We start from the raw sequence: 24,021 nt of genomic DNA, 5'->3' as shown, positions 1-24,021 counted from the left end.
GCCGCGCCCCACGTCCCCATGAGCGTTCCGCTCGTGGCGCGCCTGCATGTCGATCTCTGCCGCTGCATGTCCGCGGCCTGTCGTTGCCGTCGTTGAACAGCGCGAGCGAGAACAGCGCGAGCGACAAGCACCAAGTGACATCTGCATTGCAGCGGCGCCGTTACGGCCGTTCCGTCTGACCCCTCGCGGTCGCCGCTCCCTCACGTCCCCTGCCATTACCCGGAGTGTGTCCGTGTCCGCGAACTCCCCCGTATCGACCGGCGACCAGCCGGACGCGAAGCCCAAGTCCGGCTTCCGGATACCCAAGTTCCTCAAGGTGCCCTTCTGGGCCCAGATCCTCGGCGGTCTGGTCATCGGCGTCCTGCTCGGCTGGCTCGCCCGCAGCCAGGACGTCTCCTGGCTGGTCACCACCCTGGACAAGGTGGGCGGCACCTTCATCGGGCTGCTGAAGCTCGCGGTCGCCCCGCTCGTCTTCTTCGCCATCCTGGTCTCGATCACCAACCTGCGTAAGGTCAACAACGCGGCGCGGCTCGCCTCGCAGACGCTGGTCTGGTTCATGATCACCTCGCTGATCGCGGTCGTCATCGGCCTCGCGATCGGCCTCATCACGAACCCCGGCGCCGGCACCGGACTCACCCCGAAGGACGGCGCCAAGCCGGACGAAGCGGGTTCCTGGATCGACTTCCTGACCGGGATCATCCCGACGGACGTCGTCACGCCGTTCACCGACCTCAACGTCCTGCAGATCGTCTTCATGGCCGCCGTCGCCGGTATCGCCGTACTGAAGATCGGTGACAAGGCGCAGCCCATCCTGGACCTGAGTGAGTCCGTGCTCGCCCTCCTCCAGAAGGCCCTGTGGTGGGTCATCAAGCTCTCCCCGATCGGCACCATCGGCCTCATCGGCTTCGCCATCGCCGACTACGGCTGGGACCTGATCTCCAAGTACGCGACGTTCACCGCCGACATCTACATCGGCTGCGCCCTGGTGATGTTCGGCGTCTACCCGCTGCTGCTCGCGTTCGTCGCCAAGGTCAACCCGCTGCAGTTCTTCAAGGGCGCCTGGCCCGCGATCCAGCTGGCCTTCGTCTCCCGCTCCTCGGTCGGCACCATGCCGGTCACCCAGAAGGTCACCGAGCGCCTCGGCGTCCCGAAGGAGTACACCTCCTTCGCCGTACCCTTCGGCGCCACGACCAAGATGGACGGCTGCGCCGCGATCTACCCGGCGATCGCCGCGATCTTCGTCGCGCAGATCTTCGACGTGAACATGGGCATCAAGGAGTACCTGCTCATCGCCTTCGTGTCGGTCGTCGGCTCCGCCGCCACCGCCGGTCTGACGGGCGCCACGGTCATGCTGACCCTGACCCTGTCGACGCTGGGCCTCCCGATGGAGGGCGTCGGTCTGCTGCTCGCCATCGACCCGGTCCTCGACATGATGCGCACCGCCACCAACGTGGCCGGTCAGGCCGTCGTGCCGGTGATCGTCGCCGCCCGCGAGAAGATCCTCGACCGCGAGGCCTACGAGAACGCGTCGGCATCGCCGCTCGACTCGTTCGACGGGGCCGACGAGCCGCGGGCGGTTCCCGCCGCCGCCTGATCTTCCCCGGCTCGTTCCCTCTGCCGCGCCCCGTTCCCGGATCTTTCCGGGGGCGGGGCGCGGTGGTCGTCGGGGGCTGACCGTAGGCTGGGCCGTCTGTGCACAAGTTGTGTGGAAGGCGGGCGGCCGGGGGTGGGCGAAGTGAAGGCCGGGGTGGCCGGAGGGGACAGCGTTCCCGGAGCGACGGCCGGGAAGCGGCAGAAGCGGATGCCGCGGGCGGTGCGTGAGCAGCAGATGCTGGACGCCGCCGTGCGGATCTTCGGGCAGCGTGGCTACCGTGCCGCGTCCATGGACGAGATCGCGGAGGTCGCCGGGGTCTCGAAGCCGCTCGTCTATCTCTATCTGAACTCCAAGGAAGAGCTGTTCACGGCGTGCATCCGGCGGGAGGCGGCGGCGCTTGTCGCCGCCGTGCGGCGCGGGGTGAGCGGCGGCGGGCCCGCCGACCGGCAGCTGTGGTCCGGGCTGCATGCCTTCTTCACGCACACCGCCGAGCGGCCCGACGCGTGGGTGGTCCTGCACAACCAGGCGCGGACGCAGGGGGAGCCGTTCGCGGCCGAAGTCGCCGTCATGCGCGAGGAGATCCTGGCGTTCGTGACGTCCCTGATCGCGGAGGCGGCGCGGGAGGCGCACAGGAATCCTGCCCTGGCCGAGCGCGAAGTGGCGGGGCTCGCCCAGGCGTTGGTGGGCGCGGCGGAGTCGCTGGCCGGCTGGGCCAACGAAGACGCCTCCGTCTCCGCGAAGGAGGCCGCGGCGACGCTGATGAACTTTGCCTGGGCGGGGCTCGGGGATCTGATGGAGGGGCGCCGGTGGTCAGCCGGGGGGTAGCGCCGTGCCGGTGAGGTGGACGGCCCCGGCGGGGGAGCGTAGTTCGAAGGCGGGGCCTTCGGCGGCGTAGACGACGGTGCCGGGGAGAAGTACGGGGGCCTTGAACTCGGCGCGTACGTGGACCGGGCCCGGGGTGTCGTGCTCCCGCCGCTCGGCGAGGCAGCGGGCGACCGTCCACATGCCGTGGGCGATGGCTCGGGGGAAGCCGAGGGCGCGGGCGGTCAGCGCGTACAGGTGGATGGGGTTGCGGTCGCCCGTGGCGGCGCCGTAGCGGCGGCCGAGGTCTGGGGGGAGCTGCCATTCGGCTCGCGCGGGGAGGGGCGGGGTGTCGGCCGGGGGCCGGACCGTGCTCGGCGTGCTGCTGGTCTTGTGCCGGTTGGTCTTGTGCCGGGCGAGGTAGGTGCTGCTTGACGTCCAGACGACCGCCCCGTCCGAGGCGCGCGCCTCGGTGACGACAGTGGCTTCGGTGCCGCGGCGGTGGGGGCTCAACTTGGCCGCGTGTACGCCGATTTCGAGCTCCTCGGTGGGGCTGAGGGGCCGCTCCTGTGTGATCTCGATGGAGGTGTGGACGAGGCCGAGCACGGGAAGCGGGAAGTCCCGGGCGGTCATGATCCTCATGGCGGGGGGAAAGCCGAGGATGTGCGGATACGTGAGGGGGAGCGCGGCGTTATGGGCGTCGCCGTACCCGCAGAGCTCCGAGTAGCGGGTGAGGTGGCGGGGGTCGGGGCGGGCTGCGGGGAGGGTTCGGGGGGTGGTGTCGAGGGGTGCGTCGGGGCGGGGGCGCTTGAGGGGGGAGAGGAGGGCGCCGCGTAGTAGTTGGGGGGCGAGCATGGGGGTCCTTGTCTGCTGGTTAACGGGCGGGTGGGCGGGTGGGTGGGAAATGCTTGTTCACGCACCCAGCAGGGACTGCCCGCAGACCCGGATCACCTGGCCGTTCACCCCGCCGGAGGCGCCCCCGCACAGCCACGCCGTCGTCTCCGCCACGTCCACCGGAAGACCCCCCTGCGCAAGGGAGTTCATGCGGCGCCCCGCCTCCCGGATGAGGAGAGGAACCGCCGCCGTCATCTTCGTCTCGATGAACCCGGGTGCCACCGCGTTCACCGTCACGCCGTACTCCGCAAAAGCCCGCGGGGCCAAGGCGCGCACCAGGCCGATGATCCCCGCCTTGCTGGCGGCGTAATTCGTCTGCCCCACGTTCCCCGCGATCCCGGCGATCGACGCCGTGGCGACTACGCTCCCGCCCCGCTTCAGCGTCCCTGAAGACAGCAGCGCGTCCGTCGTGCGCAGCACACTCGTGAGGTTGACGTCGAGGACCGGATCCCAGCGGTCCGCCGCCATGTTCGCCAGCTTCCGGTCCCGCGTGATGCCCGCGTTGTGGATCAGTACGTCAAGGCCGCCCCCGGCGGACACCGCCGCCGCGATGCGTTCGCCCGCGTCGTCCTTCGTGATGTCCAGCGGCAGCGCAGTCCCGCCGAGCCGGTCCGCCACCCGCACCAACTCCCCTTGCGCGGACGGCACATCGAGTACGACGACATGCGCCCCGTCCCTGGCGAGGACCTCCGCCACCGCCTCGCCGATACCCCGCGCCGCACCCGTGACCAGCGCCGTACGCCCGGCCAGCGGGCGGTCCCAGTCGCAGGGGGCGGGCTCCGCGTCCCCGATCTCGATCACCTGCCCGCTGACATACGCCGACCGCGGCGAGAGAAGGAAACGGAGGGGCGACTCCGCCGCCGACGCCGAGCGGATACGGATGAGGGTCGCGGTGCGGCCCTTCCCCAGTTCCTTGCCCAGCGACCGTACAAAGCCCTCCAACGCTTGTTGCGCTGCCGCCTGGTGGTGGTCGGAGGGCGAGACCGGCGCTCCGATGACGACGATGCGGCCGTTGTCCGCCACCTGGCGCACGACGGGGTGCAGCGCCGCGTGGACCTGGGCCAGGCCCGGAGTGTCCGAAAGGGCCGTCGCGTCGAGAACGACCGCCGCGGGGCGCCGGGCGTCGGTCGCGGTGACTTCCTTCAGGCCGGTACGGGCCAGGATCTCCGCCAGGGCCGGGGTGTGGATGGAATCCCCTGCCGTCAGGTGCAGCAACTCGCCCTCCAGCGTGGGGTGTTCGGCTGACCAGCGGCGCAGTGGCGCCGGCTGGGGGAGGCCGAGCCTGCGGGTGAGGAAGCGGCCGGGTGCGGTGCCCGTGAAGTTCAGATAGCGGTCGGCCATTGTCCAACTCCCAGCTCGGTCGTAAATTTACTTCAGAGTAAGGTTACTCAAGGGTCAGGAGCTGGTCGAGACATGAATCTGCCCACCACCCGCCGCGTGGCGGTCATCGGCGGCAGCCGCATCCCCTTCGCGCGCTCCGACGGCCCGTACGCGACCGCCTCCAACCAGGAGATGCTGACCGCCGCGCTCGACGGGCTCGTCGAGCGGTTCGGCCTTGAAGAGCCGGGCGCCGTGGGGGAGTTCGTCGCCGGTGCCGTGCTCAAGCACAGCCGCGACTTCAACCTCGCCCGCGAGACCGTCCTCGGCTCGCGGCTCGCGCCGACCACTCCCGCGTACGACATCCAGCAGGCCTGCGGCACCGGGCTGCAGGCCGTCATCGCCGCCGCCAACAAGATCACGCTCGGGCAGACGGAGTCCGCGGTGGCGGGCGGTGCCGACACGGCGAGCGACGCGCCGCTCGGCGTCAACGACTCCCTGCGGAAGATCCTCCTGGCCGCGCGGCGGGCGAAGTCCGCGGGCGCGCGGGTGAAGGTGCTCGCCGGGATCCGCCCCGGGCATCTCGTGCCGGACATCCCCCGCAACGCCGAGCCCCGTACCGGCCTTTCGATGGGAGAGCACGCCGCCGTCACGGCGGAGGCCTGGGGCATCTCACGGGCCGCCCAGGACGAACTGGCCGCCGCGAGTCATCGGCGGCTCGCCGCGGCGTACGAGCGGGGCTTCCTGAAGGGTCTCGTCGTTCCCTTCCGGGGGCTGGAGATCGACCAGAACCTGCGCCCGGCTTCGAGCGTGGAGAAGCTGGGCGCTTTGAAGCCGGTCTTCGGGGGGAAGCGGCCCAACCCGACGATGACCGCCGGGAATTCGACTCCCTTGACGGATGGGGCGGCCGTTGCGCTGCTTGCGAGTGAGGAGTGGGCGGGGGAGCGGGGGCTTGAGCCGCTGGCGTATCTGACCGCCCATGAGACGGCCGCCGTGGACTTCGTCGGTGGTGATGTCGTCGGGGGTGAGGACGGGCTGCTGATGGCGCCCGCCCATGCTGTTCCCCGGATGCTGGAGCGGGTGGGTCTCGGTCTCTCCGACTTCGACTTCGTCGAGATCCACGAGGCGTTCGCCTCGCAGGTGCTTGCGACTCTGGCCGCGTGGGAGAAGCAGGGGCTTGGCGCGGTGGACCGGGAGCGGCTCAACGTCGCCGGGTCGTCGCTGGCCACGGGGCATCCCTTTGCTGCTACCGGGGCGCGGATTGTCGCCACGCTGGCGAAGCTGCTTGCTGAACGGGGGGCTCCTGGGCGGGGGTTGATCTCCATCTGCGCGGCGGGTGGGCAGGGGGTGACGGCCGTTCTCGAGCGGCCCTAGCTGTCCCTGCGGGGCTTCCCCAACCCCGTCCACCTCTCCCCCCCCCGCCCCCCCGGACATAGGAGCCGCCACCCATGTCACCCAGCCCTGACACTCCCCAACCCGCCCTCGTAGAACCCCACATACGCCCCATCGACGGAGTCGTACGCGAATGCGCCACTCCCCCTCTCGCCGCCCCCGTAGCCACCGGCTCCCTCGCCGACATCCCCTTCGACAACGCCCGCGAGGCCCCCACCGAAGCCGTCCTCTCCCGCAAGGGAAGCGACGGACGCTGGCAGGACGTCAGTGCCGGTGACTTCGCCGAGGAGGTACTCGCCGTGGCGAAGGGGCTCATCGCCGAGGGCCTCGCCCCGGGCGACCGCCTCGCCATCATGGCGCGTACGACGTACGAGTGGACGCTCCTCGACTTCGCGGCCTGGGCGGCCGGACTCGTCACCGTCCCCGTGTATCCGACCTCGTCCGCCTATCAGACCCGGTGGATCGTCCAGGACTCCGGAGCCGTCGCCCTCGCCGCCGAGACCGCCGAACTCGCCTCCTCGCTCGGCCCGGAGCGCGACCGGATGCCCGACCTGGAGCACCTCTGGTCCTTCGAGAAGGGCGACATCCGGCGCCTCGCCGAACTCGGAAGGGGGAGCGCGCTCACCGACGACGAAGTCCACGCGCGCAGAGCCGAGTTGAGCCCGAACGACATCGCCACCCTCATCTACACCTCCGGCACCACCGGCCGCCCCAAGGGCTGCGTCCTCACCCACGGCAACTTCTTCGCCGAGGTGGACAACGCCATCGAGCTGCTCCATCCCGTCTTCAAGTCGGTCAGCAAGGAGCCCGCCTCCACGCTGCTCTTCCTGCCGCTCTCCCACGTCTTCGGGCGCATGGTCGCCGTCGGCTGTCTGCGCGCCCGCGTGCGGCTCGGGCACGCGCCGAGCATTCAGACCGAGGATCTGCTGCGGGACCTGGCGAGTTTCCGGCCGACCTTCCTCCTCGCCATTCCCTACGTACTCGAGAAGGTCTTCAATACCGGGCACGCCACCGCCGAGAAGATGGGGCGTGCTTCGTCCTTCGACCGTGCGGCGCGGATCGCCGTGCGGTACGGGGAGGCCGTCGAGGCGGCGCAGCACGGCACAGGCCCCGGGCCGGCGTTCGGGCTGCGGGCGGCCCGTGCGCTGTACGACCCGCTGGTCTACCGGCGGATCCGCGCGGCTCTCGGCGGCAAAGTGCGGTACGCGATCTGCGGCGGCTCACCGCTCGGGCGCCGCCTCGCCGCCTTCTACGCGGGCGCGGGCATCGAGATCTTCGAGGGGTACGGGCTGACCGAGACCACCGCGGCCGCGACCGTGACGCCGCCGCTGAAGCCGCGCCTGGGGACGGTCGGCTGGCCGCTGCCCGGCACGAAGGTGCGGATCGCGGACGACGGGGAGGTGCTGCTCGCCGGCGGGCAGGTCTTCGCGGGGTACTGGGACGGGCGTACGGGGCGTGCGGTGCCTGCCCAGCGGGAGTGGTTCGCCACCGGGGACGTCGGGGAGCTCGACGCCGAGGGGTATCTCTCGATCACCGGGAGGAAGAAGGACCTGCTCATCACGACCGGCGGCAAGAATGTCGCCCCCGCCCCGCTGGAGGACTGGCTGCGCGCCCATCCGCTGGTCGGCCAGTGCATGGTCCTGGGTGACGCCCGGCCGTACATCACCGCCCTGATCACCCTTGAGGCGGACGGCATCGCGCACTGGTGCCGTATGAAGAAGAAGCAGTCGAGCGCGGTGGCCGATCTTGTCGATGACGTCGAGTTGCGGGAGACGCTGCAGCGTGCGGTCGACGAGGCGAACAAGCTCGTGTCGCGTGCCGAATCCATCCGGCAGTTCACCGTTCTGCCCGTGGATTTCACGGAGGAGAGCGGTCATCTCACGCCGTCCCTGAAGCTGCGGCGGGCAGCCGTCGAGCGTGACTTCGCCGAGGAGATCGAAGGACTGTACGGACACGGAAACGGACACGGTCGGTAGTGGTCGTCACTGGCTGTTAGCTGGACGGGCGGGGCCGGACCTGCGCGCTTAGGGTGATCGAGGGGCAGACCCTGGGAGGTTGCCGTGCGCAGAGCTGTTGCGCTCGCCGGCGTCACCGCGCTGGCCGTCATGGGGACAGGTCTCGGACTGCCGGGCATCGGAGCGGCAGCGACCGCTGCTTTCGCTGCCGAGCTGTCCGCGTCGCAGGCCTCCGCCTTGCAGGACTCCCCGTCGCCCGATCAGCGGCCCGATCTCTCCCGGTACTACACGCAGAAGATCAAGTGGGGCGCCTGTGAGGAGGAAGGGGCGGCGGGTCTGGTCACCGAGAGCCCCGCCACTCCGGCTCCCGAGGACGACGACGTGCAGTGCGGCAAGATAACCGTTCCGCTCGACTACGCACAGCCCAAGCGCGGCAAGGTCGACCTCGCCATGGTCCGCGTCAAGTCCAGTGGCGAGAAGCGCGGTTCGCTGCTGCTCAACTTCGGGGGTCCCGGCGGTGCGGGGGTCTCCGGACTGCTCTCGTCGCAGAAGGAGTTCGCGTATCTCGGCAAGGGGTACGACGTCGTCTCCTTCGATCCGCGCGGGGTGGGCCGGAGTTCGCCCGTGACCTGCGGTGACGTCGACGCCGAAGATCCGACGGCGCCGGCCGAGGAGGCCGATGGCGACCCCGGCGCCGTGCTCGACGAGATCAAGAAGATCTCCGACAGGTGCGCCAAGGAGTCCGGGCCCGTTCTCCCGTACGTCGGGACCGTCAACGTCTCGCGCGACATGGACGTCATGCGGCAGGCGCTCGGCGACAAGAAGCTCAACTATCTGGGCTTCTCCTACGGGACGCGGCTCGGCGCCGTCTACGCCACCCAGTTCCCCAAGAAGGTCGGCCGGATGGTCCTCGACGGCGTGGACACCCTGACCGAACCGGTCGCCGAGCAGGCCCTGGTGAGCGCGGAGGGCCGGCAGACCGCACTCGACAACTTCCTCAAGTGGTGCACGGACAACGCGGGTTGTGTCTTCGGCACGGATGCGCGGGCCGCGCGCGAGCACATGGCCGAGCTGATCCGGGGGCTCGACAAGTATCCGCTGCAGTCCACGGACGGCGCGGAGTTCACCGGCCAGGACGTCGTCGACGTACTGGGACAGGCGCTCTACAGCAGGCAGGCGTGGCCCGCCCTTTCGCAGGCGCTCGGCGCGCTGATGGCCGACGGGGACCCCCGGGCGCTGCTGCGGATGAGCGGGTCGATGGCCCATCAGACGCGGGGCCTGAAGCCGGGCCCGAAAGACCTGACGGAGGACGTTCCCGCCGACAACATGGCTGCCGCGCTCATGGCCGTGAACTGCGCGGACGACCCCGACCGGCCGGACGCGGACAGCATCGAGAAGGAAGTCGGCAAGCTCCAGAAGGAGTTCGCGTCGACCTCCGCCATCTTCGGGAAGCAGATGCTGATGCCGGTGCTCTTCTGCTTCGGGCGGCCCGCAGGTACGGACTACATCCGTGACGAGGTACGTGATGTGAAGAGCCCCGACTTCCTGCTCGTCGGCACGCGCGGCGACCCGGCGACCCCGTACCGCTGGACCGAGGAGACGGCCGAGCGGCTCGGCTCGCATGCCATCGTCCTGGACAACAAGGGGGAAGGGCACACCGGTTACGCGGGGTCCAAGTGCGTGCGGGAGAAGGTGGACGGGTTCCTGCTGTACGGGGAGATGCCGAGGAGCGGGAGTTCTTGCGGGGCGGACGAGGAGGACTGAGGCTGGGCGCTGAAAGTCGGTGGGGTTCCGGGGCACCCGCGACTAGCGTGCCCCGCATGCGCCGAGAAGCCGAACAAGATGCCGCAACGCCTGGACCCGTCACCGCCGACGACCTCGACCAGTCCATCCAACTGGCCCTCGCCACCCTCCGCGAGGCTCCCGAGGAGGCCTGGCACAGCAAGGCGGGCACGCTGCGGTGGACCTGCTGGGAGACGGTCGAGCACCTGAGCGACGACTATTTCGCGTACGCCGCCCAACTGGGCCCGCGAGACCCGTCCTTGGACGGCCCTGTCCCCTTCATCTGGGAGCCGCGTCAGACGGAGGGCCCGTGGAACGCTATCCACGCGGACCGCGATTCGGGTCCGGAGGGCCTCCTCCAGGTCCTGGAGGCGACGGGCGCGATGCTCACCGCCATGGTGCGTACGGCGCCGCCGGAACTCCGCTCGTTTCACGGCTTCGGGGTTTCGGACCCGGAGGGCTTCGCCGCGATGGGCATCGTGGAGACGGTGGTCCACACGTACGACTTGGCCGAGGGACTGGGGCTGAAGTGGACCCCGCCGGCGGAGGTGTGCGCCCGGGTCCTCCACCGCCTGTTCCCCGACGTCCCGCAGGATTCGGACCCCTGGCCGACTCTGTTGTGGGCGACGGGGCGGGGGGAGCTGCCGGGACAGGAGCGACGTACGTCGTGGCGGTGGTACGGGAAGCCGCGGGGCTAGGTCTGCAGATGCTGGTCGCCAACTGATCTGTATTGGCAGTGCGTTGGGCAATTGTTGGGCGGTCCGGTGAAGATCCTTCCTGCTACGCATCTCGACCACAGAAGGAATCACCCATGCGCATATCCCGCCGGGCAGCAACCGTTCTGAGCTGCGCTCTTCTCGCCTCGGCCGGTGCCGGTCTGACGTCCACCCCTGCTTCCGCAGCGGCCGGAGTCACCTTCAAGACGGAGAGGTACGGCAACGGGGTGGAGATCACCGCCTACAGCGGAAGCAAGATGATCGCCTACACCGGCTGGCGCAAGGATGACAACGATGGTTACAAGGGCGACACGCTGTGCGTCGGGGACAAGGTGTCCGACGGGCAGAACGTGACCGGCTGGGCCAGCACCGGCAAGCACAAGGTGAAGTCTCAGGGGCACAATGCTCCGTTCCGCAAGTGTGTGACGAAGAACGTGCCGGAGAACCGTACGTACAAGATCAAGATGTGCGTGACCTCGTCGGATTTGCAGTGGTGCTCGGAGGCGGCGCGGGTCACCTCGTAGAGCGCTGACCGGGGTGGGGCGGAGGTTTTGGTCACTCGGTGCTTGATTGGTGCCGGGGCCGCCCGGTTGTCCGGAGGATGGCGGTTCCGGGCTGGGCGTAAAGGGCGCTCCGCTGCGCTGCGCGTCGGCTGCGCCGATTCCGCTGCGCTCCACCCTTGACACCCACCCCTCCACCGCGAGAAGCGTGATGACCGGGCGGCCACGAAGCGGGGCTCACGGGGTTGCGGGGTTGGGTCATCCGGCTTGGGCGCCGGGTGCGGACTAGTTCGTTTCACGTGCCGTCCGTCCGGCTGGAGGGGTGCGCGGCCGCTCGGGGATGGGTCCAGGTTTCGTCAAGCGGGTGCGGACCGGCCCTTGTGGGTGTGGGTGTGGGTGTGGGTGTGGTTCGGGTTCGGGTTCGCGGGGAGCCGTGCCCGTGCGGCGACTGGCAGTCCGGCGGGGTCGGGCTCGATCGGGCGGGGTCGGCGCGGGTGTGGGCTGGGGGTGGGGGACCTACTTTGGGAAAGTTGTGTTCTGGCACAAGGGGGGCGCGCGGGATTCGAAACGCAACTTTGCCAAAGTAGGTCCCCCACCCCCCCTCGCCAGCCAGCCCCGGGGGTCAACTGGCCATCAGCTTCGGTGAGTTACACACCTGACACCCTGCGCCCGCCCCGGAAGATCCGGTCGGCGGACGCTTGACGAAGCCGGGACCCATCCCCGAGCGGACCGCGCGCACCTCTCACCCGGTGCGCTGTAACGAACTAGTCCGCACCCGGCCGCGAAGCCGGATGGCCCGCCGGGTGGTCCCCGTGAGCCCCGCTTCCAGGGCCGCCCGGTCAATTCGCTTCTCGCGGTGGAGGGGTGGGTGTCAAGGGTGGAGCGCAGCGGAATCGGCGAAGCCGACGCGTAGCGCAGCGGAGCGCCCTTGACTCCCGGCCCGGAACCGCCAATCTCGGGACAACCGGGCGGCCCCGGCGCCAATGAACCGCCGGGTCCCCGAAGCTGCGCTACTCGTCGTCCCAGGCCATCGAACTCATCCGCCAGCCGTCGGGCGTACGGACGTACTGGGTGGTCTTGTGGCCGACTCCCTCGAACCACTCGCCGTCGAGGTAACCCGACTTCCGGTACTTGCTGAACCGGTGCGCGATGGACCCGAAGATCTCGGTCCGTTCGGCGACTTCCCACTCGGAGAACTCGGTCAGCTTCCCGCCGTCGCTCAGCATCTCCTCGCGGGGCGCGATGAAGCCCTCGATGTCGTACACCACGGGTGCGCCGTCGCCGACGTTGCTGATGATCATTCCTTGCGGGATGAATACGTCACGGACCGCGCCGAGGTTCGCCTTGCTGCCACCGGTGTTGGTGAACGCACCGAGGAACGTGCGCATCAGTTCGTCGAGTTCAGCCTTGGTGACGTCGGTCATGGGATCCCGTCTGCGTGATGAAGGCGGTCCAGGTGGCGGGGGCGACTGTGAAGGTGGGGCCTTCGGGGTTCTTGGAGTCGCGTACGTGGATGGCGTTGGGGGAGGGGGATACCTCGACGCATGAGCCTCCTTCGCCTCCGCTGTGGCTGGACTTGCGCCAGGTGTAGGCGACTTCGAGGCATTCGCCGCCCGCGCCACCGCTGTAGCTGGACTTGAACCAAGCGAGTGCCTCGGTGTTCATCGCTCCCCCAGAATCTTCTCGATCAGGGCGGACTCCCGTGGATTGAGAGCCAGTGCGCGCATGATCCCATAGCGGTCGACGATGAGCCGGACCTCTTCCGGATCGGTGATCAGGCGGGGGTACCCCTGGACCTCCGTGTACGCCACCTGCTGATGCCCCTTCGGGGTCACCAGGTTGAACGCGCCGTCCATATTGGGGTGTTCCTCGCGATTGGTCGGCAGAACCTGGATTGCTACCGTCCGCTTCCGGCCGAGACGCAGCAGCTGTCGCAGCTGGCCCTCGTGGACAGCCCGTCCACCGATTGGCCGTTGCAGTACGACCTCCTCCAGTACGTAACTGAAGGAGGGGGAAGGCCAACGCTCGAAGATCTGCTGGCGAGCGAGTCGGTCGACGACTCGCTTCTCGATAGTCTCCTCGTCCAGCAGCGGTCGCCGGTGGGAGAACACTGCCCGCGCGTAATCCTCCGTCTGAAGCAGACCCGGCACGCCCTGGTTGGCGTAGAAGTGCAGCTCAATAGCCTCCGACTCCAACCTCGGGCAGAGCTGAGGGTCCGCCCGAGGGACCAGTGATGCTCGGGCGGACCGCAGCCGGCGTCACTGCAGTGCGTGCGACGTCCTTCCCGATGCCTCGTCTATCTCGTCGTGCGCCTTCGTCAGCAACTGCATCGCCAGTTCGTTCAGGGCGCGCGCTCCCGCTATCTCCTCGCCGACCCGTGCCTGTTGCGCGTCGGAGGGGTGGCGGCTCGCGTATCCGTGGGCCCGGACCTCGTTGCCGTCGGGGAGCCGTACGAGCGCGGCCGCGCGCGTTCGGTGGTCGTCCTCCTCGAATTCCAGGTCGATGTGCCATCCGACTGCGGTCTTCATCGTCATCACCTCCGGAAGTGCTGATTCCAGGGTGCGCCCACCTGACCGGGTGGTCCAGCGGGCGGCCCTGACGGTCACCGTCGGTGTGGGACGGTATGCGAGCTGTCAGGGTCCCGGCTAGCAGTTGCCTCGGGGCGGCTTCCCCGCGAAACGGTCCGCCAGCCAGTTCGCGGCGAGGGGGGACTGTGTGATCACGCCGGAGACGTGTTCGCCCAGTGGGACCGTGTGCCACTCGACGTTCGCGCCCTTCGCGCACCAGTCCGTGCGGACCTGCTTGCCGACGCCGTACGGGATCAGCTCGTCGGTGATCACGTGGTACTGGTACACCGGCGCGTCCGGCGCCCGTGTGCCGACCGTCGACTCGCGCAGGCGTTGTTGCCAGTCCGGTTGGTCCAGGGGGTTTCTCGTCGTTACGTCGGTGATCTTCTTGAAGGCGCCGAGCACCGCGCCGTCCGCCACACAGCTGTTGCGCAGTGTGCCGATCAGCTTCTTGCCTGCCGGGTTGAGGTACGACTCCAGGTTCAGTTCGGGGAAGGCCGCGTTCTGGCCGATCGCCGCCATGAAGATCAGGCCCGAGCCGTACGAGCCGTCGTTGAAGTCCGCCACCTTCATCAGGTCGCCGGGGACGCCGCCGGTCGCCGTGCCTTTGACCTTCAGGTCTGGCGCGTACGAGCCGTGCAGTTCGGCCGCCCAGCCAGCGGCCTGGCCGCCCTGGGAGTAGCCCATGATGCCGACCGGGGTGTCTGAGGAGAGGCCCGCCTCTGGGAGGCGGATCGCGGCGCGGGCGGCGTCGAGCATGGCCTGGCCCTCGGCGCGGCCCACCGTGTAGGTGTGGTCGCCGGGGGTGCCGAGGCCCTCGTAGTCCGTCACCGCCACCGCCCAGCCCCGCAGGGTGAGTTGCTGGATGAGGTTGGCTTCCATGGTGGTGCCGCGCGGGAAGCCCGCGCTGGGCGCGCAGTGGTCGCCCATGCCGATCGTGCCGACGGCGTACGTGATGAGGGGACGGGGGCCATCGCGGCCGTCCTGCGGGACGATGACCGTGCCGGAGACCGTGTTCGGCTCGCCCTTCGCCGTTGTCGAGCGGTAATTCACCTTCCACGCCTTGGTGTTGGTGGGCTGGCCGGGGAGGGGGTGGAAGCTGCTGGGTTCGGAGGTGACGATGTCGCCGGGGGACGCGGTGTCCGCCGGGGTGGCGTCGGCCGTGACCGGGGTGATGGCCGACAGGCCGAGCGCGGCCACTACGGCGAGGGCTCTCGCGCCGGTACGTATGTGCATGCGGCTCTCCCAACTGTTCTCAGTGGGTACCAACTTGGTGTGGTGGCATGGGTGTTCAGCCTTTGCGTGTGTCGTGCAGGCGTCGACCGTAGTGACGCGCGAGGCGGTTTCGCGCTGACGGGACCGCTCAGCTTCGTTGACTCTGTGTCTCTCGCGCCGTTCCGGCGCTACGTTCGCAGGGGGAGCCTTCGGGCGTATGGAGGTGTGGGGGATGCTCGACAGCACGATGACAGCACTGGCCGCGGCGGGTGGCCTCGCCGTCGCGGGGGCCGCGGGCACGGACGCGTGGGCCGGGATCCGGCAGGCGGTGGCCCGGTGGTTCGGGCGGGGGAACGAGGAGCGGGAGCGGGCGGAACTGGCGCGGCTCGATCGGACTGCTGTGGCGCTGACCGTTGCCGGCGGCGGTGGGGAGGGAGCCCTGCGGGCCCGCATCGAGGAAGAGGCCTCGTGGCGTACGCGCTTCGAGGTGGTTCTGGAGTCCCTTGACGACGCCCGGCGCCGGGAGGCGGTGGCGCAGCTGCAGGCACTGATCGAGGGGCGTTCGGCAGCCGGCGTCGGAGAGATCTCGGTCTCGGGGACGGGTGCGACGTCTGTGGTGGGGTCGTACGAGAACCATGGCACCACCTTCAACATCGGCGAGGTGCATGGAGGGTTGTGGCCGGGAGGTCCCGGGCAGGGAGGTCCCGGGCAGGGAGGCGCGCCTCACGGAGGCCCTACTCCGCCGGCTCCGTCCCAGGGCTGAACGGACCGGCTGCGGGAAGCCCACCCCCTGGGGAGTGGCCGCACCTCGTCGGCGTGCTGCCCCAGGAAGCGCACTGTTTCCAAGGGCGGGCCGTCGGCGGGCGGCTCGCCCGGGAGATGGCCGACGGGGGGACGGCCGTGCTCGGCCAGGTGCTCGCGGGGACCGGAGGTGTCGGCAAGACGCAGCTGGCGGCGCGGTATGCGCGTGAGCTGCGGGACAGCGGCGAGATCGACCTGCTCCTGTGGGTCACCGCCGTCAACCGCGAGGCCGTCGTCACCGCATACGCCCAGGCGGCAGAGGAGTGGCTGGGCCTTGCCCGCTCCGACTCCGAGCGGGCGGCGGCCCGCTTCCTCGCCTGGCTCGAACCCCGGCCGGCCGGCGGCCCCAGCTGGCTGATCGTGCTCGACGACCTGGCGGACCCCGTCGACCTCCTCGCGGACCCGGCCCAGGGCCGCGGCGGCCTGTGGCCGCCGGCGAGCCCGCGCGGCCGGACGCTGATCACGACGCGGCGGCGGGACGCGGTACTGACGGGGCACGGCCGAAGGAGCATCGATGTGGGGCTGTTCGAGCGGGAGGAGTCGGTCCATTACCTGACACAGGTGCTTGCCCCGGGGCATGAGGGAGCGGGGTGGGAAGGGGCGGGGCGGGAAGGGCCGGGGCGAGAAGGGGCGGGGCGCGAGGGAGCGGGGCCGGAAGGGGCGGGGCGAGAAGGGGCAGGGCATGAGGGAGCGGGGCCGGAAGGGCCGGGGCGCGAGGGAGTGGGGCGAGAAGGGGCGGGGCACGAGGGAGCGGGGCCGGAAGAGGCGGGGCGAGAAGGCGCGGGGCGCGAGGGAGTGGCGGACGGGCCGGTGGCGCGTGCTGCCGCCGGATACGGCACCCCGGAGGGCGGCGCGGCAGGACGAGGCGCTGCGGGGCAGCCTGTCGGCGCCGGGCCCGGTTTCGCCGGGAGTGGCGGCGACGCGTGCGCTGCGGGTGACCGGGCCGCCCCCGAGCACCCGCCCGGCTGCCCCGCCCGTCACGATCCGCCCGGCTGCGTGGCCCAACTCGCCGCCGATCTCGGGGATCTGCCGCTCGCCCTCTCCCAGGCAGCCGCCTACCTGCTCGAAGCCAGGGACGTGACCTGCGACGCGTACCGGCGGCAACTCTCCGCCCGCTCCCGGGAACTGGCGCCGCTCTTTCCCGAGCGCGGCATGCTGCCCGACACCCAGGCCGTCACCGTGACCGCCACCTGGTCGCTGTCCGCCGAGCGTGCCGACGCGATGCGGCCCCGAGGTCTCGCCCGGCCCATGCTCGCCCTCATCGCCCTGCTCGACCCCAACGGCATCCCCGCGGCCGTCCTCGTCAGCCCGCCCGCCCTCGCTCATCTCGCGGCGCGCCGCACCCAAAGTACCCAAAGTGCCCAAAGTGCCCAAGGCGCCGTGACCGCCGAGGACGCCGTCGGCGCGCTGCGCGCCCTGCACCGCATGAGCCTCATCGACTACACGCCCGGCGTTCCGCATCAGGCCGTCCGCGTGCACCAGCTCATCCAGCGCACCTTCCGCGAATCCCTGGACCGGACCACCTTGGAGGAGACCGCCGTCGCGGCCGCCGACGCCCTCGTCGCGGCCTGGCCCGACGTCGAGCGCGACACCGCGTTCGCCCAGGTCCTGCGGGCCAACGCCGATGTCGTACAACGGGTGGCGGAGCCGGCCCTGTGGCGGTCCGGCATCCACCCCGTGCTCTTTCTCGCCGGAAACAGTGTCCAGGAGAGCGGGCAGGTCACGGCCGCCGTCGTCTACTTCCGCACCCTGGGGCGGCTCGCCCACACCCGCCTCGGTCCCGACCACCGTCACACCCTGCGCATCCGGCTCCAACTGGCCGATCTGCGGGGGATGGCGGGCTACCCGGACGAGGCGCTGACCGGACTCCGGGAGGCGCTGGTCGACTGCGAGCGGGTCCTCGGTCCGCACGACCGCGACACCCTGCGCGCCCGGCACGAACTGGCCCACGCACACGGTCTTGTGGGAGACGTGGCGGGCGCGTTGGCCAGCCTGGAACAGGTGCTCGTGGTCCGCCAGTGGGTGCTCGGCGACGACCATCCCGAAACCCTCGACACCCGGGGTTCACTGGCCCTGTGGTGGGGCGACGCGGGCGACACGGCAGGGGCCATCGCCGCGCTCGAACAGCTCATCGCCGACCGCGAGCGCGTCCTCGGCCGGGATCACCCCGATCTCTTCAGGGCCCGCCACAATCTCGCGCTCTACCGGGGTGAGGAGGGAGACAAGTCCGGAGCCGTCGCCGCGTACCGGCAACTGCTCGCCGACCGGGTGCGCGTGCTCGGGCCCGACCACGCGGAGACACTCGGCACCCGCCGCGAACTCGCCCACTGGCAGCGGGACTCCGGCGACGTGACCACCGCCCTTGTCACCTTCGAGCTGCTCGTCCCCGACATGGACCGCGTACTCGGCGCCGACCACCTCGACACCCTCACCACGCGCCGGAGCCTCAGCTATGCCTGGGGCGTGGCCGGGGACACGGCCGGATCGGTCATCGCGTACCGGCAGGTCCTCGCCGATCTGCGGCGCGTACTCGGCCCCGACCACGCCGAGACGCTGGCCACCGCCGCGGTGCTCGCGGGCGGTCTGGTGGACCGGGGCCGGCAGCACCTCGGCGGCGGAAGCCCGCAATTCCGGCACGCCCACCCGCACATGGGTCCGCGCACCGTCTGGTACGCGCAGGCCCTCGCCTGCTTCGAGGAGGCCAGGGGCCTGACGAGCCCCGAGGAATCTCCGGGCGTCTATGGCGGCATCCTGCACGACATCGCGGACACCTACCGACGCGCGGGGGAATTCAAGGAGGCCGTCGAGCACTACCACCAGGCCATCTCGTACCGACAACGAGGCGAAAGTCCAGGCGAGTTGGCCGCCACCATGAACGCCCTCGCGAACTGTCTGGTCGCGATGGGGGACCTGGGCGAGGCCTCGGCCGTCCTTCGCCGGATCACCGGAGAACTGCTGAACTTCCCGGAGCCCGCCGGACGTGCCTCGTTCCTCCGCGATGTGGACCTCACCTATGAGGAGCTGGGGGACGCGCTGAAGGCGCAGGGGCAGCTGGAGCAGTCGCATGTGGCGTACTCGCACCGGTGGGGGACGACGGCAGGCCCGCCGGAATCGCATCGCTCAGATCACTCGGACGAGTCGCAGTCGTAGGGATGCGCCATCCGATAGGCACCCGGCGTCGTCCCCGTCCACCGCCGGAAGGCCCGGTGGAAGGCGGTGTCCTCGGAGAAGCCGAGCCGTGCGGCGAGGTCGGCTATCGGCTCGCGGCCCTCCGCCAGGCCCGCGATGGCCGCGTCGCGTCGTACCGCGTCCTTCAACTGCTGGTAGGAGGTGGCCTCCTGGGCCAGGCGGCGGCGCAGTGTCGCGGGGCTCACCGCAAGGCGGGCGGCGATCTCACCCAGCGAGGGGAGGCGCGGCGAGGAGCGCAGGGCGCGGGCGAGGGTGCGCCGTACCTGCTCGGCGACCGTCGTGCCGTACTCGCGACGGGAGAGGAGGTCGAACGGCGCCCGGTTCAGCATCGCCTCCAGCGCCGCCTCGTCCCGGATCAGCGGGGCGGTCAGCCAGTGCGCGTCGAACCCGGCGCCGGTACGCGGCGCGCCGAAGCGGACGGGGCAGCCGAAGAGGAGCCCGTACTCGTCCTTGTGCGGGGGCGGCGGGTGGCCGAACTCGGCCCAGTGGAGGGGGATGCGGCGGCCGATGAGCCAGCTGCACAGCCGGTGCCAGATGATGAGGAGGCACTCGGCGAGGAAGTAGTCGTGTGCGAGGTCGTTGCGTACGGCGAAGACGGCGTCGCCGCTTTCGGGGCCCTCGCGGTGTTCGAGGGTGAGGTCGGGGCCGCCCGGAAACAGCCCGTAGAAGGTGACGCCTCGCGCTATCGCGGCTCCCAGGTCGCGGCAGCCGAGGGAGGCGTGGCACATCATCGCGAACGTCCCCGGCCGGCTGACGGCCGAGCCGAGGCCGAGGAACTCGTCACCGGTGGCGCGGTACAACTCCCTGAAGAGCCGGGCGAACTGGACCTCGGTGACGCGGGCCCGGTCGTCGCCGAGCAGGAGCGGGGGAATCTGGGCGGTGCGCAGGAGCGGAACGGTGTCCACTCCACGCCGCTCGGCGCCGCGGAGCACGGAGCGCACATGGTGCACGGTGATGGTCCGCCTGGGCATGAGGGTCCCTTCCCCGCCGCGCCGCCGCCCGAACCCGAAGGTGCCGCACGGCGGCCGGTCGAGTGCGGTGGGCGGGGGGACGTGTACGCCCCCGCCCACCGCACGTCCAGGGCGTCAGACGCCGGACAGGCCCGCGAGCAGACCGAAGCCGACGGGCAGCAGGAAGGCGATGCGCCCGTACTCGGGCCGCCCCTTCTCTCCCCGGCGCAGGAATGCCGCGAATCCGGCGGTGACGATGCCGAAGGTCACCGCGTACAGCAGGACGTCGCTCGTCGAAAGGCCGCTCCAGCCGTCCGAAAGCAGCGCGGTCAGCGTCATCGTGCCGCCGAACAGCGCGGCCGCCGCCAGCGCGTCACCACCGGTGAACACCAGGGGTGATGTGCCGCCGTGCCGCTCCTTGCGCGCGACCTGGAAGACCAGGACGGCCACCAGGACGACCTCGGCTGCCACGGCGAGCATGAACGATGCCTTGAAGGCGGTCTCCATGGTCAAGGCCTCCTCACATATCTAGGGCAGCGTGTCACGTGCGGACTCAGCCGCAGGCCGTTGCGACGGTCGACAGGCCGGTGACCTCGCCGAAGATGGCGACGAGGAGCTTGATGCGCTCCTCCTTGTTGCCCGCCTGCACGATGAGCTTGGCGCCCTTGAGCACGCCGCCGAACTTGGTGGCCTTGGTCACCAGGAGCGCGTTGCCCGCGATGAACGCGCCGATCGAGCCCACGCACTTGGTCACCTTCCAGGCGGTGTCCCAGCCGCTGCGCAGCTGCACGCCCTGCGGCTCCAGCTTGGCGAGCGCGGCCTGCTGTGCGGCCTCGTCGCCCGGGTACATCGCCTCGACGAGCTGCTGGGTCGTCGGGTTCTGCGGAAGCGCCCCCAGTCGCTCCTCCAGACCCTCTTCGACGATCTGCGGTGCGCCGGTGTCGTCGGCGACCGCCGTCAGCACACCGGCGGCGGCCTTGTGCTGCTCGGCACGGGCGTTCGCGGCCTCGGTGGCGGAGGCGATGGGTCCGGCCGCGGCGAGCGCGAGGGCGGCGGAGACGGATACCGCGGCGGTGCGCAGCACGGTTCTCGATATGGACATATGTGTTCCCCTTTTTGTTCATCGCGTGGCGATGCACCCGCGCCGGCTGGTTACGCCCTGGTCAGGGGCGTTGGGCTCGGGCTTGGGAGGGATACTGGTGCCGGGGCCGCCGGGGCAACAAGAGTTTTGAGGATCTTCTGAGCCTTGCGGTCAAACCTTTGGCACTTGCGGCGAGTTGCGCCGTGGAGTCGTGGCGGTCCCGCTGAGCTTCCGGCCGTCCTCTTGCTGAGCTTCCCGGCCAACCCCGCTGACGTTTCCCGTCATCCCGCACAAGGCCGCGGTGTCCCTAGCGTCGTACGCATGCAGCCGACCGAGCGCCCCGAGACCCTGGCCGTCCTCGCCGAGTGGGCGGCGGACCGCCACGGCACGCTGCCCGCCCTCCGCTTCAAGGCCGAAGGAGGGGCGGCGGCATGGGATCAAGTCGACTACAAGCAACTCCGGTCCCGGGTAAGGGACTTCGGGCATCAGCTCCTCGCTCTCGACGTCCGCGCGGACGACCGCGTGGCGATCCTCGCGGAGACCCGCCCCGAGTGGACCTACGCCCACTTCGGCACCTTCGCGGCGGGCGCGGTGGTCGTCCCCGTCTACCCGACCGCGGGGGACGAGGAGGTCGTCTGGGTCCTGGGCGACAGCGGCGCCTCGGTGGTGATCTGCGAGGACGCGGCGCAGGCGGCGAAGATCGAGCGGCTGCGGTACCGGCTGCCGGGGGTGCGGCACGTGCTGCTGATGACGGAAGTACCGGCGGGGCAGGGGTCGGGGGCAGGGCTGGGGGTGAGGGCCGAGCGGCCAGGTTCGGTCGCGGGTCCAGGGGCTGAGCCGCCGGATCCCGCCGACCTGTTGGCCCGCGCCCGCGCCCGCACCCCCGCCGACCTGGCCACCATCATCTACACCTCCGGCACGACAGGACCGCCGAAGGGCTGCCTCCTCACCCACGCCAACCTCGGCGCCGTCCAGTCCGCCACCCTCCCCCTGATCGAGGGCGGCCCGGGCGACTCCACATATCTCTATCTCCCGCTCGCGCACCTCCTCGCCCAGCTCATCGAGTTCACGACCCTGATCCAGGGTGGCGAGCTGTGCTTCTTCGGGGGGCGGATCGAGAACGTCGTGGCCGAACTGGCCGAGGCAAGGCCCACCCATCTTCCGTCCGTGCCACGGCTCTTCGAGAAGGTGCACTCCGTGGTTCTCTCCTTCGCGGAGGCCGAGCCCGGGGGCCGCGAGCGCTTCGAGGAGGCGGTGCGCATCGGGGTCCTGGCGGCGGACGCCGCCTTGCCGCCCGAACTCCAGGACGCGTACGAAGCGGCCGACAAGGCCCTCTATGGCCTGGTCCGGCAGGCGCTCGGCGGGCGCGTCCGGTGGGCGCTGACCGGCGGCGCCCCCATCGCCCCGCATGTCATCGACTTCCTGCGGGCCTGCGGTATCGCGGTCTTCGAGGGGTACGGGATGACCGAGTCGGCCGGGGTCATCAGCCTCAACCACCCGGGCGCGGTGCGGTACGGAACCGTCGGCCGCCCCGTCGAGGGCTGCGAGGTCCGCATCGCCGATGACGGGGAGATACTCGCCCGGGGCGAGATGGTCTTCCCGGGCTACCACGCCGACCCGGACGCCACCCACGAGGCACTGGACGGCGAAGGGTGGCTGCACACAGGGGACTTGGGTGCCGTCGACGCCGACGGCTTCCTCTCCGTCACCGGCCGCAAGAAGGACCTGATCATCACCTCCGGCGGCAAGAACATCACGCCCTCGCTGAGTGAACTGGCCGTCCAGCGCTCGCGTTTCGTGTCGCGCGCCGTGATGGTGGGCGACCACCGCCCTTACCCCGTGGCCCTGATCACCCTGGACGCGGAGGAGATCGGCGGCTGGGCGGCCCGCGAGGGCGTGGAGTTCAGCGGCCCGCCGTCCCGCGACCCCCGCGTCCGCGCCCTGGTCCAGGAGGCGGTGGACGCGGCCAACGCGGAGGTCTCGCGCCCGGCCCGCATCCGCGAATTCGCGCTCCTGGACGAGGACTTCACGGTGGAGGACGGACTGCTCACGCCGAGCCTGAAGGTGCGCAGGCGTGCTGTGGCCGAGCGGTACGCGGAGGTGGTGGAAGGGCTGTACGGCTCCGGGAGCGGCGCACCTGACGGGGCTACGCGACCCCCGCGAGACGCAGCAGCGCCGTAGTCGCGGCGGCGCCGATCACGACCACCGCGAACGGCGCCTTGCGCCAGGCGAGTACGCCGCCGACCAGGACACCGAGCGGGCGGGCCCACCCGGCGGGGCCGCCGCCCTCGGTGAGTGCGCCCGTGGCGAGCAGCGCCACGAGCAGGACCGTCGCGCCGACGGTCAGCAACTCCTGTACGCGGGCGGGGAGTTCGATACGGCCGTGGAGTGCGGGTCCGGCCAGGCGGAAGGCGTACGTTCCGGCGGCGAGGACGAGGACGCAGGCGAGCTGGGCGTTCACGAGGCGCTCCTCGGAGTGGTGCGGCGGCTGGTGGAACGGGCGGGGCGGCTCGGCCCGCGCCGGGCGGCGAGCAGGCCGAGCAGGGCGAGCAGCACCGGCACCCCGGCGGGCAGCAGCGGCGTCGCGACCACCGCGATCACGGCACCCGCGGCCGCGGCCCGCCGCGTCATGCTGTCGCCCCGCAGTGCGGGAAGGACCAGGGCGAGGAGGACGGCCGGGAACGCCGCGTCGAGCCCGAAGCGGGCCGTGTCGCCGATCGCGGAACCGGCGAGCGCACCGCCGAGCACGCTGACGTTCCATACGGCGAACAGGCCGACCCCGGATATCCAGAACGCCGCCTTGCGTCGCTTCTGGTCAGGCTGCGCGAGGACGAACGCCGCCGTCTCGTCGGTGATCAGATGCGCGCCCACGAGCCGCGCCGCCCAGGACCGCCCCAGGCTGTCGGCCACGGCCAGACTGAACGCCGCCGTACGGGAGTTGAGCAGCAGGCCGGTCGCCGCCGCGGCCACGGGGCCGCCGCCCGCCGCGAGGATCCCGACCGCGCTGAACTGGGCGGAGCCCGCGTACACGAGCAGCGACATCAGCACGGGCACCCAGACCGGAAGCCCGCCGGCGACGGCGATCGCGCCGAAGGAGGCGCCGACGACGGCGTCGGCGAGCCAGACGAGGGCGATGTCGCGCAGGACGCCGCGGGGGAGGTGGGAGAGCCGGACGAACCCCTCGCTCGTTCGGTCGGGCGGGCTGTCTGTTCGGTGTGGCGAACGCATACGTCGTAGGATGGGTGGGACGGGTGCTGTTCGTCAAGC

Annotated in this window: 21 protein-coding genes and 1 pseudogene; 10 read left to right on the top strand and 12 right to left on the bottom strand. The window is 70.8% G+C overall.

All coding sequences use genetic code 11. The features are described 5' to 3' along the window. Positions 1-232: 232 nt before the first annotated feature. Both AB0O76_RS11085 and AB0O76_RS11080 read left to right on the top strand, forming a co-directional pair. Entirely contained in the window at positions 233-1,594 is a 1,362-nt protein-coding gene (locus tag AB0O76_RS11085; protein WP_365487841.1) for a dicarboxylate/amino acid:cation symporter, read from the top strand. 207 nt (positions 1,595-1,801) lie between these two features. After that, complete coding sequence (locus AB0O76_RS11080; protein WP_365488088.1) at positions 1,802-2,419, top strand: TetR/AcrR family transcriptional regulator; 618 nt, start codon at positions 1,802-1,804, stop codon at positions 2,417-2,419. On the opposite strand, the gene AB0O76_RS11075 is transcribed toward AB0O76_RS11080, so the two are convergent. Next, complete coding sequence (locus tag AB0O76_RS11075; protein ID WP_365487838.1) at positions 2,405-3,250, bottom strand: MaoC family dehydratase; 846 nt, start codon at positions 3,248-3,250, stop codon at positions 2,405-2,407. The two genes, AB0O76_RS11080 and AB0O76_RS11075, sit on opposite strands and share 15 nt — an antisense overlap. 57 nt (positions 3,251-3,307) lie before the next feature. Continuing rightward, positions 3,308-4,630, bottom strand: a complete 1,323-nt coding sequence (locus AB0O76_RS11070) for a 3-oxoacyl-ACP reductase (protein ID WP_365487835.1) — start codon at positions 4,628-4,630, stop codon at positions 3,308-3,310. A gap of 72 nt (positions 4,631-4,702) precedes the next feature. On the opposite strand from AB0O76_RS11070, the gene AB0O76_RS11065 reads away from it, so the two are divergent. From AB0O76_RS11065 to AB0O76_RS11045, 5 genes are all read left to right on the top strand, one after another. Further along, entirely contained in the window at positions 4,703-5,980 is a 1,278-nt protein-coding gene (locus AB0O76_RS11065) for an acetyl-CoA C-acetyltransferase (protein ID WP_365487832.1), read from the top strand. A 74-nt stretch (positions 5,981-6,054) separates the two neighbouring features. Next, positions 6,055-7,974: an AMP-dependent synthetase/ligase gene (locus AB0O76_RS11060; RefSeq protein WP_365487829.1), complete on the top strand. Its 1,920-nt coding sequence runs from the start codon at positions 6,055-6,057 to the stop codon at positions 7,972-7,974. Positions 7,975-8,058: 84 nt separating this feature from the next. Continuing rightward, positions 8,059-9,717 (top strand): alpha/beta hydrolase, encoded by a 1,659-nt coding sequence (locus AB0O76_RS11055; protein ID WP_365487826.1) that lies wholly within the window; start codon positions 8,059-8,061, stop codon positions 9,715-9,717. Positions 9,718-9,773: 56 nt separating this feature from the next. Beyond that, complete coding sequence (locus AB0O76_RS11050; RefSeq protein WP_365487823.1) at positions 9,774-10,433, top strand: DinB family protein; 660 nt, start codon at positions 9,774-9,776, stop codon at positions 10,431-10,433. Positions 10,434-10,546: 113 nt separating this feature from the next. Further along, a complete protein-coding gene (locus AB0O76_RS11045; protein ID WP_365487820.1) occupies positions 10,547-10,975 on the top strand; it encodes a hypothetical protein in 429 nt (142 codons plus the stop codon). A gap of 986 nt (positions 10,976-11,961) precedes the next feature. Here AB0O76_RS11045 and AB0O76_RS11040 read toward each other — a convergent pair. The 5 genes and pseudogenes from AB0O76_RS11040 to AB0O76_RS11020 all read right to left on the bottom strand — a co-directional run bounded on the left by AB0O76_RS11040 (position 11,962) and on the right by AB0O76_RS11020 (position 14,754). Then, positions 11,962-12,375, bottom strand: a complete 414-nt coding sequence (locus AB0O76_RS11040) for a DUF4440 domain-containing protein (protein WP_365487817.1) — start codon at positions 12,373-12,375, stop codon at positions 11,962-11,964. Further along, a complete protein-coding gene (locus AB0O76_RS11035) occupies positions 12,353-12,616 on the bottom strand; it encodes a DUF397 domain-containing protein (RefSeq protein WP_365487814.1) in 264 nt (87 codons plus the stop codon). Before AB0O76_RS11035 ends, AB0O76_RS11040 begins: the two co-directional genes overlap by 23 nt. Beyond that, positions 12,613-13,146: pseudogene (locus AB0O76_RS11030) on the bottom strand (DUF5753 domain-containing protein); the annotation flags it as partial. The gene AB0O76_RS11035 and the pseudogene AB0O76_RS11030, both read right to left, overlap by 4 nt. Before the next feature lie 63 nt (positions 13,147-13,209). After that, positions 13,210-13,485, bottom strand: a complete 276-nt coding sequence (locus tag AB0O76_RS11025) for a DUF1876 domain-containing protein (RefSeq protein WP_365488085.1) — start codon at positions 13,483-13,485, stop codon at positions 13,210-13,212. A 111-nt stretch (positions 13,486-13,596) separates the two neighbouring features. Beyond that, positions 13,597-14,754 (bottom strand): lipase family protein, encoded by a 1,158-nt coding sequence (locus tag AB0O76_RS11020; RefSeq protein ID WP_365487811.1) that lies wholly within the window; start codon positions 14,752-14,754, stop codon positions 13,597-13,599. A 211-nt stretch (positions 14,755-14,965) separates the two neighbouring features. Here AB0O76_RS11020 and AB0O76_RS11015 point away from each other — a divergent pair, with 211 nt between their 5' ends. Further along, a complete protein-coding gene (locus AB0O76_RS11015) occupies positions 14,966-15,496 on the top strand; it encodes a hypothetical protein (protein WP_365487808.1) in 531 nt (176 codons plus the stop codon). Positions 15,497-15,549: 53 nt separating this feature from the next. Further along, the gene (locus AB0O76_RS11010) at positions 15,550-18,684 is read left to right on the top strand and encodes a tetratricopeptide repeat protein (protein WP_365487805.1); all 3,135 of its coding nucleotides are present in this window, start codon (positions 15,550-15,552) and stop codon (positions 18,682-18,684) included. On the opposite strand, the gene AB0O76_RS11005 is transcribed toward AB0O76_RS11010, so the two are convergent. The 3 genes from AB0O76_RS11005 to AB0O76_RS10995 all read right to left on the bottom strand — a co-directional run bounded on the left by AB0O76_RS11005 (position 18,660) and on the right by AB0O76_RS10995 (position 20,775). Beyond that, on the bottom strand, positions 18,660-19,694 hold the full coding sequence (locus tag AB0O76_RS11005) for an AraC family transcriptional regulator (RefSeq protein WP_365487802.1): 1,035 nt from the start codon (positions 19,692-19,694) through the stop codon (positions 18,660-18,662). The two genes, AB0O76_RS11010 and AB0O76_RS11005, sit on opposite strands and share 25 nt — an antisense overlap. 114 nt (positions 19,695-19,808) lie before the next feature. Then, entirely contained in the window at positions 19,809-20,180 is a 372-nt protein-coding gene (locus AB0O76_RS11000; protein WP_365487799.1) for a hypothetical protein, read from the bottom strand. A 46-nt stretch (positions 20,181-20,226) separates the two neighbouring features. Next, a complete protein-coding gene (locus AB0O76_RS10995; RefSeq protein WP_266863484.1) occupies positions 20,227-20,775 on the bottom strand; it encodes a hypothetical protein in 549 nt (182 codons plus the stop codon). Between the two features lie 300 nt (positions 20,776-21,075). Between AB0O76_RS10995 and AB0O76_RS10990 the strand changes: the two genes are divergently transcribed. Further along, entirely contained in the window at positions 21,076-22,935 is a 1,860-nt protein-coding gene (locus tag AB0O76_RS10990; RefSeq protein ID WP_365487796.1) for a long-chain fatty acid--CoA ligase, read from the top strand. Here AB0O76_RS10990 and AB0O76_RS10985 read toward each other — a convergent pair. Continuing rightward, positions 22,901-23,215: an AzlD domain-containing protein gene (locus tag AB0O76_RS10985; protein ID WP_365487793.1), complete on the bottom strand. Its 315-nt coding sequence runs from the start codon at positions 23,213-23,215 to the stop codon at positions 22,901-22,903. The two genes, AB0O76_RS10990 and AB0O76_RS10985, sit on opposite strands and share 35 nt — an antisense overlap. Further along, the gene (locus tag AB0O76_RS10980) at positions 23,212-23,982 is read right to left on the bottom strand and encodes an AzlC family ABC transporter permease (RefSeq protein WP_365487789.1); all 771 of its coding nucleotides are present in this window, start codon (positions 23,980-23,982) and stop codon (positions 23,212-23,214) included. Before AB0O76_RS10980 ends, AB0O76_RS10985 begins: the two co-directional genes overlap by 4 nt. Positions 23,983-24,021 lie beyond the last annotated feature (39 nt).

This window comes from Streptomyces sp. NPDC086554 (assembly GCF_040686095.1).
Taxonomy (GTDB): Bacteria; Actinomycetota; Actinomycetes; order Streptomycetales; family Streptomycetaceae; genus Streptomyces.
The sequence above is the reverse complement of the archived record's forward strand: the minus strand, read 5'-3'. Positions and strand labels throughout refer to the sequence as shown.